We start from the raw sequence: 11,672 nt of genomic DNA on the forward strand, positions 1-11,672 counted from the left end.
GCTCAGCTGACCTGGGCCAGGGCCAGCGGGAGGATCGGTCCCGACCCGGCCCGGCGCAGTGCCCGTCCCGCGATGGTCATCGTCCATCGCGTGTCGATCTCATCGTCGACCAGCAGGATCGGTGCGCCATCCAGCGCCGCGATCGCCTCGGTCAGCTGCGGTGGGACGGTGAACCGGCCCCACAGGGCGGCGACCCGGAACGCGCTGTTGCGCGCCCCGTGCAGCGGGGCGGCGCCGGGCGCGAGGCCGAGCTCGCCCAGATCCTGCATGCGCCCGGTGCGGGCGATGCCCGAGGCGAGCCGGCGCACCAGGGTGGGCCGCGTCGTGGAGGGCACCGAGACCACCGCGGCGGGCCGCTGCGCCCAATCCCAGTCCGTGAGCACCTCGACCACGCGCTGGGCGATCGCGGGGGTCAGCTCGGCGTCGACCCGGCGGCCGTCCTCGTCGACCGCGAGCAGGTGCCTCAGCGGCACCGCCCAGCCGAGGTCGGACATGCGCGCCAGCACGCGGCCCTCCTCGACGCGTTCGCCCGGCGGGATGTTGCCGCGCAGCGGTGCCCCCGCCTCGGAGGTCACCTCCAGCCTGTCCAGTCCCTGCGGCCACTGCTTGCGCGGGTCGACGGGCACACCGACCCGATCCAGCAGGCGCGAGACCGCCTCGCGGGAGGAGCCCGATCCGCCCGATGGCGACGCCGACGCCGGTGCGGACGCCGTCTGCGATCCTGACTCCGGCAGCGGGTACCACGGCCCGGCGCACACGTCGCAGCGACCACAGGGAGCCGCCGTGTCATCGTCCAGCTGGCGGGCGAGGAACATCATCCGGCACTGCTGCGGATCTCCCGGCTGGAGCCGCTCGTACTCGAGCATCGCCTGCTGTTCGGCGCGGCGTGCCCGGGCGACGTTCTCGTAGCGCTCGGCGTCATAGGTCCACGACGCTCCGGTGGCGACCCAGCCGCCGCGCACGGCCTCGACGGCGCCCTCGACCGCGAGCACCTTCAGCAGCAGCTCGAGGGAGCTGCGCTTGACGTCGACGCGTGCCTCCAGCGCCGGCGTCGACAGCGGCGCCCCGGACCTCGTCAGCTCGGCCAGGACCGCGTCGGCGTCGGCCTGGGCGGGCATCGAGGCGGTCGCGAAGTACTCCCAGATCGCCCGGTCCTCCCGGCCGGGAAGCAGCAGCACCTCGGCCGTATCGGTGGCGCGGCCGGCGCGGCCCACCTGCTGGTAGTAGGCGACCGGAGAGCTGGGCGCCCCGAGATGGACGACGAACCCCAGGTCGGGCTTGTCGAACCCCATGCCGAGCGCGCTCGTGGCCGCCAGCGCCTTGACCTCGTTGTCCTTGAGCGCCTGCTCGAGCTCGGCCCGCTCCTCGGAGTCCGTGCGCCCGGTATAGGTGCGCACCCGTCGGCCCGGCCGATCCAGCAGATCGGCGAGGTCCTCCGCCGCGGAGACGGTCAGGGTGTAGATGATCCCCGAGCCGGGCAGCTCGTCGAGATGCTGTGCCAGATACTCCAGCCGGGAGCGGTCGTCAGGCAGGGTGAGGCAGCCCAGGCGCAGCGAATCCCGGGTCAGCGCCCCGCGCAGGGTGAGCACCGCACTCGCGCCTTCCCCGCGGGAGCCGAGCTGCTCGGCCACATCCGCCACCACGCGGGAGTTCGCCGTGGCGGTCGTCGCCAGCACGGGAACCTGGTCGCCGAGCTCGGCCACGAGATCGCGCAGACGCCGGTAGTCGGGCCGGAAATCGTGCCCCCAGTCCGAGATGCAGTGCGCCTCGTCGATCACCAGCAGACCGCAGCGCTGAACCAGCCGGGGCAGCTGCTCGGCCCGGAAGCGGGGGTTGACGAGGCGCTCGGGGGAGACCAGCAGCACGTCCAGCTCATCGGCCTGCAGCGCCTGCTCGATGTCCTCCCACTGGGTCGGATTCGCCGAGCTCATCGCCTCCGCCCGCACCCCGGCCCGGCGTGCGGCGGCCACCTGGTCCCGCATCAGGGCGATCAGCGGGGAGATGATCAGTGCCGGCCCGGCTCCCCGGCGGCGCTGCAGCAGGGCCGCGAGGAAGTACACGGCCGATTTGCCCCAGCCCGTGCGCTGGACGACCAGCACCCGCCGGCGCTCCTCGACCAGGGCGGAGATGGCCTCGAACTGGCCGTCGCGGAATCCGACGTCCGCTCGGCCCGTCAGGGCCGCGAGCGCCTCCTGGGCCTCGGGGCGCAGAGCGGAGTCGACCGGGGCGAGGGGCGGGCCGGGGGCGGAGCCGATGGATTCCATGGCCCCAGTCTCCCAACCGGGACCGACGGGCGGGGGCGCCGTGGCCCGATGTGGACGCCCGGGCGGTGGGGAGGAGCCTGGGATCGAGAGGAACCTGAGAGGACTCTCATCGTTCTCTCATACCGGAGGGCACGGCTCTCATCGCCCCCTCCTAGCGTGAGCGCATGAGCACAGCTCCCCGGCCCCGGATCCCATCGACCCCGCACCAGTGCGCGTCGCGACCGGACACTGTGGCCGTCCGCCTCGCGGCCGCGGTGCTGACAGCCGCGCTGCTGAGCGCCGTGGCACTGCCCGCGCGCCGGTTCGCCCGATCCGAGGAGGCACGCGACTCGTTCCCCTTCAGCCACTATCCGATGTTCTCGGCCCCACGGAAGGCGCACTACTGGGTGACCCATCTGCTCGGCGTGCACGAGGACGGATCCGTCAGCCCGCTGCACCACGGATATCTGGGCACCGGAGGACTCAACGCGGTGCGCCGGCAGGTGCGCCGACGCGTGCGGGACGGCGACGGCCAGCAGATCGCCGAGCGGGTCGCGGCGCTGATCGCCGCCCGCGACAGGCCGGCGGACCGCGACGTGCACCGCGTGCACGTGGTGCGCGGCCGGTACCTCGTCGAACCGTTCATGCTCGGCCGCAGCAGGGACGTGTTCACCACGGCGCTGGACGTGCGCGGCAGCGCTGACGTGCCGGGACGCACCGGCGCACAGAAGGCCCTGTCATGAGCGCGCGCCGAGCGGCCGGCACCCTCCTGCGCGCCGTCGCGGTCTGCGCCGGGCGGCGGCTCGCCCCGCACGCCGGACCAGCCGGGCCGGGCCTGCTGCGCCTGGCCGTCGGCGGTTACCACCTGTGGCACGTCGGCCGGAAGCGCAGGCTCTACCAGGGGGTCCACCGCACCGATCCGGCGAGCTTCGACCCCGTCGGCCCCGCCCGCATCCTCCGCCGGCCGCTGCCGCCGGTGATCGCCGACCGGCTCGTGGACGCCTCGCTCGTCACCGGCGCCCTGTTCGCCGCCGGCGTCGGCCACCGGGTGCTCGCTCCCGTGCACTCCGCCCTGCAGACCTGGAACTTCGCCTACCGCAACTCGTGGTCCATGGTCTTCCACCACGAGAACACACTCGTCCTGCACACGATGGTCCTCGCGGCCGCTCCCGCTAGCGATGCGCTCAGCATCGATGCGCTCCTGCGCGACCGGTCGCTGCTGCCGGGCCGGCGATCCTGGATGTACGGAGCGACCCCGACGGTGATGAACGCCGCCGTCGCGGGAACCTACGTGCTCGCCGGCCTGGCGAAGCTCACCGGTGGGGACGGGCTGGGCTGGGTCCGGGGCGGTCACATGCGCGATCAGGTCGCCTTCGATGCGCTGCGCAAGGAGATGCTGGGCGAGCGATCCTCGGCGCTGGGAAAGCGGCTCTATCCCTACCCGGCCCTGTTCACCGCGATGGCCGCGGCCTCGCTGGCCGTCGAGTTCGGGGCGCCGCTGGCGGTGCTGGACCGGAGGGCGGGACGGGTGTTCGCCGGCGCGGCGTTCGCGATGCACTGGGGGATCAGGGCGATCATGCGGATCACCTTCCCGTACAACCTCTCCGGGGTGCTCTACCTGCCCTTGCTCCTGATGCCGCCGCCCGATCCGCGCGGCTGAAGCAGGGCAGGGGTCACTCCTGGGAGCCGGAGGCCTCCTGCTCGGCGAGACGACGCAGACGCTCCGGCGTCGACTCTCCCTCACGCAGGGGATCGTCCTTCGTGGCCAGGGCACGGCGCATGCGCGCCTCGAGCTCCTCGGCCTCACGAATCGCCTTGTCGTTCGAGCTCTCCTCGCGATCCTCGGGATCGTGGGAATCGTGATCGATGTTGGGGTCGACAGACATGGCTGGGTCCCTTCTGGCTCGTGCGGACGGGCGAAGTCTACCGGCGCGGGGAGGGGGCATCGATCGCTACGATCTCTGCGATGAGCTCCCGTCGATCCCGCACCTCCCGCCCGCTCGGCGGGTACCACCTCAGCGAAGCGCTGATCGCCGGCTGGCGGCCCCTGGCCCGCCTCGACGTCGACGGCTTCGCCCTCCTGCGCTCCCGCGGCGTGACCCGGCGCGCCAACAGCGCCGTCGCCGTGGATGCGCCGTCGTCCACCGCAGCGCTGACCTCCGCGATCGAGCGCATCGAGATGCTGTGCGAGACGGCGGGGGAGGCCGCCACCTTCCGGGTGCTCGACGTGCACGGGCCGCCCGGGCTCGACGACCTCCTCGCCGCTCGCGGCTACGGCACCGCCGGGCCCAGCGAGCTGCTGGAACTGGACCTGACCGCTGCCAGCCGGCTCGAGCCGTCCCCGTCGGCCGTGATCTGCACCGGGGCCCTGGACCAGGAGTGGTTCGACGCCTTCTGGCGGCTGGCGCCCCGCGAGGGTGACCAGGCCCGCGAGACCCTGCACGCCATCATGGCCGGCACGCCGGCGGTCCAGGTGCTGCTGCCTGACGGAGCCGACGGAGCCGACGGAGCCGGCGGGGCCGACGGGGCCGACGGCAGCGAGGGGAGCGCGGCGGGCCGCCCCGCCGCCGTCGGCCGTGCCGCCCTGGTCGAGGCCGGCCGGGAGCAGGCCGCCGTGCTCAACGCGATCGCGGTCGACCCGGGCCGCAGGCGCAGAGGCCTCGGGCGGGCCGTGTCGCAGACGCTGCTGTCGATCGCTGCGGTCCAGGGAGCCTCCCGCGCCCTGCTCGAGGTCGAGACCGACAACCCCGGCGCCCTGGCGCTGTACCGCACGCTCGGCTTCCGCCGCCTCGGCGGCTACCACTACCGCGTGCGACCGCCGGGCTGAGTCCACCTAGAATGCGGGTATGCCTTCGATCGGACGAGAAGACGTCGCACGCCTCGCCGACCTCGCACGGATCCAGCTCAGCGATGAGGAGATCGACCGCTTCGCCGGCGAGTTCGACTCCATCATGGACGCTGTCGCCTCCGTCTCCGAGGTCGCCACCGAGGACGTTCTCGCGACTTCCCACCCCATTGCCATGACCAACGTGCTGCGCGAAGACGTCGTCGCGGACACCCTGACCCAGGAGCAGGCGCTCGCCGGCGCTCCCGAGGCCCAGGACGGGCGCTTCGCCGTCCCGCAGATCCTGGGCGAAGAATGATGAGTGTGATCGAGCCCGTGAGTACCAGTGACATCATCCGCCGCAGTGCCGCCGCCCAGGCCGCCGCGCTGCAGGCCGGAGAGCTCTCCTCCGAGGAGCTCACCCGCGCCCACCTGGACCGGATCGCCGCCGTCGACGGCGATCTGCACGCCTACCTCCACGTCAGCGAGGAGCAGGCGCTGGCCGCCGCGCGCGACGTCGACGCCCGCCGCGCCGCCGGTGAGGAGCTCCACGAGCTCGCCGGCGTGCCGGTCGCCGTCAAGGACGTCATGGTCACCGAGGGCACGCCCACGACCGCGGGCTCCAAGATCCTCGAGGGCTGGGTCCCGCCCTACGACGCGACCCTGGTCGAGAAGCTCCGCGCGGCCGGCCTGCCGATGCTCGGCAAGACCAACATGGACGAGTTCGCCATGGGCTCCTCCACCGAGACCAGCGCCTACGGCCCCACCCGCAACCCCTGGGACCGCGAGCGGATCCCCGGCGGCTCCGGCGGCGGCAGTGCCGCGGCCGTGGGCGCCTACGAGGCCCCGCTGGCCATCGGCACCGACACGGGCGGCTCGATCCGTCAGCCCGGCGCGGTCACCGGCACCGTGGGCGTCAAGCCCACCTACGGCTCCGTCTCCCGCTACGGCCTGATCGCCATGGCCAGCTCCCTGGACCAGGCCGGGCCCGTCACCCGCACCGTCGAGGACGCCGCGCTGCTGCACCAGCTCATCGCCGGCCACGATCCGCGGGACTCGACCTCGCTGCCCGACCCCGTCGGCGACTTCGCCGCCGCGGCCCGCCGCCAGGACGTCAGCGGCCTGCGCATCGGTGTCATCGAGCAGCTCGAGGGCGAGGGCTTCGCTCCCGAGGTCCAGGCGCGGTTCACCGAGTCGCTCGAGCAGCTCGAGCGCGCCGGCGCGGAGATCGTGCGCGTCTCCTGCCCGAACTTCGAGTACGCCCTGGGCGCCTACTACCTGATCATGCCCTCGGAGGCCTCGAGCAACCTCGCGAAGTTCGATGGCATGCGCTTCGGCCTGCGGGTGGTCCCCGAGGATCACCCGACCGCGGAATCGGTCATGAAGGCGACCCGCGGCGCCGGCTTCGGCGACGAGGTCAAGCGCCGCATCCTGCTGGGCACCTACGCGCTCTCGGCCGGCTACTACGACGCCTACTACGGCAGCGCCCAGAAGGTGCGCACGCTGGTCCAGCGCGACTTCGCCGCCGCCTTCGAGCAGGTCGACGTGCTCGCCTCGCCGACCTCCCCGACCGTCGCCTTCCGCCTCGGCGAGAAGGTCGACGACCCGCTGGCGATGTACATGAACGACATCGCCACCATCCCCGCCAACCTCGCCGGCACCCCGGGCATCTCGGTGCCCAGCGGACTGGCCGAGGACGGCCTGCCCGCCGGCATCCAGTTCCTCGCCCCGGCCCGGGCCGACGAGCGCCTCTACCAGGTCGGCGGAGCCCTCGAGGCCCTGCTCGAGGACTCCTGGGGAGGGCCCCTGCTGGCAAAGGCCCCCGAGCTCACCGCGATCGCAGGAGGAGCGAAGTGATGATGAGCGCTCAGAACACCGCCCTGGTCGACTACGACGACGCCATCGCCCGCTTCGATCCCGTCCTCGGCATCGAGGTCCACGTCGAGCTCGGCACCGAGACCAAGATGTTCGACGGCGCCCCCAACATCTTCGCGGCCGAGCCCAACACGGCGATCACCCCGACCTCGCTCGGACTGCCCGGATCCCTGCCGGTGGTCAACCGCAAGGCCGTCGAGTACGCGATCAAGATCGGTCTGGCGCTGAACTGCTCCATCGCCGAGACCTGCCGGTTCGCGCGCAAGCAGTACTTCTACCCGGACCTCACCAAGAACTTCCAGACCTCGCAGTACGACGAACCCATCGCCTTCGACGGCTGGGTCGACGTCGAGCTCGAGGACGGGGAGATCGTGCGCGTCGAGATCGAGCGCGCCCACATGGAGGAGGACGCCGGCAAGAACACCCACGTCGGCGGCGCCACGGGACGCATCCACGGCGCGACCCACTCCGAGGTCGACTACAACCGTGCGGGGGTGCCACTGGTCGAGATCGTCACCAAGCCGATCCCGGACACCGGTGGCCGCGCCCCTGAGGTCGCCGCCGCCTACGTGCGCACCCTGCGGGACATCTTCCGCACCCTCGAGGTCTCCGAGGCGCGGATGGAGCGCGGAAACGTCCGCGCCGACGTGAACATCTCCCTGCGGGCCGACAGGAACGCGCCGCTGGGCACCCGCACCGAGACCAAGAACGTCAACTCCTTCCGCTCCATCGAGCGCACGGTGCGCTTCGAGATCTCCCGCCAGGCCGGGATCCTCGACGCCGGGGGCTCGATCACCCAGGAGACCCGCCACTTCCACGAGGACACCGGCGAGACCTCCTCGGGCCGCGTGAAGACCGATGCCGAGGACTACCGCTACTTCCCCGAGCCGGATCTGGTCCCCCTCGCCCCGAGCCGTGAGTGGATCGAGGAGATCCGGGCCGGACTGCCGGAGCTGCCGGCCGCACGTCGCCGCCGCCTGCTCGGGGAGTGGGGCTTCAGCGACCTGGAGATGCGCGACGCCATCAACGCCGGCGCGCTCGACCTGATCGAGGCCACGGTGACCGCCGGGGCGAGCGCCCAGAGCGCCCGCAAGTGGTGGATGGGCGAGCTGGCCCGCACCGCCGGGGAGCGGGGTGCCGACCTGGACGAGCTGCCGGTGACGCCCGCGCAGGTCGCCGAGCTCCAGGGACTGGTCGAGGCGAAGAAGATCAACGACAAGATCGCCAAGCAGGTTCTGACGAAGGTGCTCGAGGGTCAGGGCGACCCGGCCGAGATCGTCGAGAAGGAGGGCCTGGCCGTCGTCTCCGACGACTCCGTGCTCACCGACGCCGTCGATCAGGCCATCGCCGACAATCCCGACGTGGTCGCCAAGATCCAGGGCGGCAAGGTTCAGGCCATCGGCGCCCTCATCGGCCCGATCATGAAGGCCACCCGCGGTCAAGCCGACGCCGGCCGCGTGCGCGAGATCATCATGGACAAGCTCGGCGTCAGCTGAGCTGACCGCCTTTCCTCCCGCAGCGCCGCGCCCTGTAACGAGGGCGCGGCGCTGCTTTTTTTGGGCGCCGGGCGGGCTCATGGCGCTGCTGGATACGGGCCGACGAGGCGGCTGGGCGCAGGGCTCTGTGATCCTTCGCACCGCTGAACATGACGATCGCTCTTGCGTGACCATTCCGTGACCGGCTTAGGGTAGCCAAACCTAAGTAGTTCACCGTTTCGGGGTGCCGCCCCGACCGGCAGGAAGGCCCATGCAGATGTCTCAGCCCCTCCCGCAGACCGCCCCCGCACCCCGGATGCCCGCTGAGGCCTCAGAGCTGCTGGGTGCTCGCACCGCAGGGACGTACGCCGCCCTCCTGCACGAGGTGGTCGACGACCTCGCCGAGCGTCTGCGCACGGTGCGCACCCCCTCCTCGGGCGCGGACCGTTCTCTGCTGGAAGGTCTCGTGGCCGACGCCGACCTCGAGGGGGAGGGAATCGGTGACCGTGCCGCACTGCGCGAGGCCGACGAGCTCTACGCCGCCCACGCTGTGTGGTTCCACCACCCCTCCTACCTGGCCCACCTCAACTGCCCGGTCGCGGTTCCCGCGGTCGCCGCCGAGGCGATGCTCGCCGCGATCAACACGTCGGTCGACACGTACGACCAGTCGCTGGTGGCGACCCACATGGAGCAGCGCCTCGTGCGCTGGGCCTCCGATCTCATCGGGTTCGCCGGCGGCGACGGGGTGTTCACCTCCGGCGGCACCCAGTCGAACTTGCAGGCACTCTTCCTCGCCCGCGAGAGCGCGCTGCGCGGCCAGGAGCGCGCCGGGGAGTCCCGCGGCCCCGGCGTCGCCCGCCTGCGAGTGCTGACCACCGCGGCCAGCCACTTCTCCGTCGCGAGGTCCGCGCTCCTGCTCGGGCTCGAGCGGGACGCCGTCCTCGAGGTCCCCACCGATGCCGACGGGCGCATGGACCCCGCGGCCCTGCGCCGCTGCGTGCGAGCCGTCGAGGACGAGGGTGCGCAGGTGATGGCGGTCGTGGCCACCGCCGGCACCACGGATCGCGGCCTCATCGATCCGCTCGAGGAGATCGGCGTCGTCACCACCGAACGCGGCCTGTGGCTGCACGTCGACGCCGCCTACGGGGGCGGGCTGCTCGTCTCCCCGTCACGGCGCGACCTGCTGGCCGGCATCGAGCGGGCGGACTCCGTGACGATCGACTTCCACAAGACCTATTTCCAGCCCGTCTCCTCGAGCGCCCTGATCGTGGCCGATCCCGCGCAGCTCGCGGCGACCACCTGGCACGCCGACTACCTCCACCCGGCCGCCGAGGCCGCCTCCGAGCACAGCGAACCCAACCAGGTCGGCAAATCCCTGCAGACCACCCGGCGGTTCGACGCCCTCAAGCTGTGGACCACCCTGCGCTCGCTCGGCCCGGCACGGGTCGGGGCCATGGTCGACGCCGTCTGCGATCTCGCTGCCCAGGTCCATGAGCTTCTGGCGGCGGATCCGGATTTCACGGTGCTGGGAGCGACGGATCTCTCGACCGTCCTGTTCCGCTTCCAGCCGGCCCCCGTGGACGACGCGACGGCCGATGAGCACGTCGCGGTGATCCGCCGGACCCTGTTCCAGTCCGGCCGCGCCATGGTCGCCCGCACCACCGTCGACGGCCGGCCCTGGCTGAAACTCACGCTGCTGAACCCGGAGGCGACGCTCACCGACGTCGCCGCGGTCCTGGACCTGGTGCGGGCGACGGGGCGCGGCCTCCTGGCCGGTGCGCAGCTCGCCGCGACGACGGCGGCACGATGAGCGCGCGGATCCATGACCTGGTCGGGATCGGCATCGGCCCCTTCGGCCTCGGTCTCGCCGCGCTCGCCGAGCCCCTCGCCGACGTCGACGCCGTCTTCCTCGACCGGGCCCCGGAGTTCCGGTGGCACCCGGGGATGATGATCGAGGGTGCGACCATCCAGGTCCCCTTCCTCGCGGATCTCGTCACCCTCGCCGACCCGACCTCGCCCTACTCGTTCCTCGCCTACCTCAAGCACATCGGCAGGCTCTACCCGTTCTACGTGCGGGAATCCTTCTATCCGCTGCGCACGGAGTACGACGACTACTGCCGGTGGGTCGCGGACCAGCTGGACTCGCTGCGCTGGGGACGCCGCGTCGTCTCGGTCCAGGAGGAAGCGGACCACCTGCTGGTGACGGCGGAGGTCCTGGACCCCAGCGGCGAGGTGAGCGGTCTCGAGGAGCATCGGGCCCGGCACGTCGTGCTCGGGATCGGGACCGCTCCGGCGCTGCCGCGGGCGCTCGCCGAGCTCGCGCAGAGCGCTCCTGGGGAGCACCGGGTTCTCCACAGCTGCGACTACCTCTCGCACCGGGCGCAGCTGCGCGAGGCCGGCTCCGTGACGATCGTGGGCAGCGGGCAGTCCGCCGCGGAGATCTACCGCGACCTGCTCGAGGACGCGGGCGCCCGCGGCACCCGGGTGGACTGGGTGACGCGCTCGCCGCGGTTCTTCCCCATGGAGTACACCAAGCTCACCCTCGAGCTGACCTCCCCGGAGCACACCGCTCTGTTCCGGTCCCTGCCCGAGAGCCGGCGCGAGCAGCTCGGCCGCGAGCAGCGCAGCCTGTACAAGGGCATCAGCGGCGACCTGGTCGACGAGATCCACGATCTCCTCTACCGCCTCAGCAGCGGCGGCCGTGAGGTGCCGAGCACCCTGCTGACCGGGACCGCCGTGACCGCCGCCCGACATGACGCCGCCACGGGTGAGCTCGTCCTGACGCTCGAGCACGAACTGCTCGGCACCACGGCCGAGCACCGCACCCATGCCGTCGTCTCCGCGACCGGGTACCGGGCTCGCGGGACCGACCTGCTGGCACCGCTGGGCGAGAGCATCCGCCGCGACTCCCGCGGGCGCCTGGACGTGGCCGCCGAGGACTACACCGTCGATACGGCCCGGCGCGTCCACGTGATGAACGCCGAGGAGCACAGCCACGGCCTGACCGCCCCCGACCTCGGCTTCGGCCCCTGGCGGGCCGGCGTCATCCTCGCCGCGATCACCGGGCGCGAGCCCTATCCCCTCGAACGCCGCACCGCGTTCCAGACCTTCGGCCTGCCCGGCGACGTGCCGGTGCAGACCCCACCCCAGCAGGAGCACGCATGAGTTCCCTGAGTCAACCTCTAGGCCGTGAGAGCGCTGCTGTGGTCGTTTCTGTCGGTTCTGCGCCGCTCGTGGATGGTGGGGTCGTAGCAC

General features: G+C 72.2%; 10 protein-coding genes. 8 read left to right on the forward strand and 2 right to left on the reverse strand.

Going from position 1 to position 11,672, the window contains the following annotated elements:
* Positions 1 to 2: 2 nt before the first annotated feature.
* Positions 3 to 2,264, reverse strand: coding sequence for a RecQ family ATP-dependent DNA helicase (locus ACFQRD_RS15835; RefSeq protein WP_377019812.1), 2,262 nt, complete (start codon positions 2,262 to 2,264; stop codon positions 3 to 5).
* Positions 2,265 to 2,428: 164 nt separating this feature from the next.
* Between ACFQRD_RS15835 and ACFQRD_RS15840 the strand changes: the two genes are divergently transcribed.
* Complete coding sequence (locus ACFQRD_RS15840; RefSeq protein ID WP_377019814.1) at positions 2,429 to 2,986, forward strand: hypothetical protein; 558 nt, start codon at positions 2,429 to 2,431, stop codon at positions 2,984 to 2,986.
* On the forward strand, positions 2,983 to 3,903 hold the full coding sequence (locus tag ACFQRD_RS15845; protein ID WP_377804750.1) for a hypothetical protein: 921 nt from the start codon (positions 2,983 to 2,985) through the stop codon (positions 3,901 to 3,903). Before ACFQRD_RS15840 ends, ACFQRD_RS15845 begins: the two co-directional genes overlap by 4 nt.
* Positions 3,904 to 3,916: 13 nt before the next feature.
* Here the strand turns inward: ACFQRD_RS15845 and ACFQRD_RS15850 are convergent, their stop codons facing one another.
* A complete protein-coding gene (locus tag ACFQRD_RS15850) occupies positions 3,917 to 4,129 on the reverse strand; it encodes a hypothetical protein (protein ID WP_377019816.1) in 213 nt (70 codons plus the stop codon).
* A gap of 80 nt (positions 4,130 to 4,209) precedes the next feature.
* Between ACFQRD_RS15850 and ACFQRD_RS15855 the strand changes: the two genes are divergently transcribed.
* The 6 genes from ACFQRD_RS15855 (at position 4,210) to ACFQRD_RS15880 (ending at position 11,582) form a co-directional block, all read left to right on the forward strand.
* A complete protein-coding gene (locus ACFQRD_RS15855; RefSeq protein WP_377019817.1) occupies positions 4,210 to 5,070 on the forward strand; it encodes a GNAT family N-acetyltransferase in 861 nt (286 codons plus the stop codon).
* 19 nt (positions 5,071 to 5,089) lie between these two features.
* Positions 5,090 to 5,386 carry an Asp-tRNA(Asn)/Glu-tRNA(Gln) amidotransferase subunit GatC gene (gene gatC, locus ACFQRD_RS15860; protein WP_377019818.1) on the forward strand — a complete coding sequence of 99 codons (297 nt, stop codon included), beginning with the start codon at positions 5,090 to 5,092 and terminating at the stop codon, positions 5,384 to 5,386.
* A gap of 5 nt (positions 5,387 to 5,391) precedes the next feature.
* Entirely contained in the window at positions 5,392 to 6,924 is a 1,533-nt protein-coding gene (gatA, locus tag ACFQRD_RS15865) for an Asp-tRNA(Asn)/Glu-tRNA(Gln) amidotransferase subunit GatA (RefSeq protein ID WP_377804751.1), read from the forward strand.
* A 2-nt stretch (positions 6,925 to 6,926) separates the two neighbouring features.
* Entirely contained in the window at positions 6,927 to 8,438 is a 1,512-nt protein-coding gene (gene gatB, locus ACFQRD_RS15870; RefSeq protein WP_377019820.1) for an Asp-tRNA(Asn)/Glu-tRNA(Gln) amidotransferase subunit GatB, read from the forward strand.
* 256 nt (positions 8,439 to 8,694) lie between these two features.
* Positions 8,695 to 10,227 carry a pyridoxal phosphate-dependent decarboxylase family protein gene (locus ACFQRD_RS15875; RefSeq protein WP_377019821.1) on the forward strand — a complete coding sequence of 511 codons (1,533 nt, stop codon included), beginning with the start codon at positions 8,695 to 8,697 and terminating at the stop codon, positions 10,225 to 10,227.
* Entirely contained in the window at positions 10,224 to 11,582 is a 1,359-nt protein-coding gene (locus tag ACFQRD_RS15880) for a lysine N(6)-hydroxylase/L-ornithine N(5)-oxygenase family protein (RefSeq protein ID WP_377019823.1), read from the forward strand. Before ACFQRD_RS15875 ends, ACFQRD_RS15880 begins: the two co-directional genes overlap by 4 nt.
* Positions 11,583 to 11,672: the final 90 nt, after the last annotated feature.

Source organism: Brachybacterium sp. GCM10030268, assembly GCF_042666305.1.
Classification (GTDB): Bacteria; Actinomycetota; Actinomycetes; order Actinomycetales; family Dermabacteraceae; genus Brachybacterium.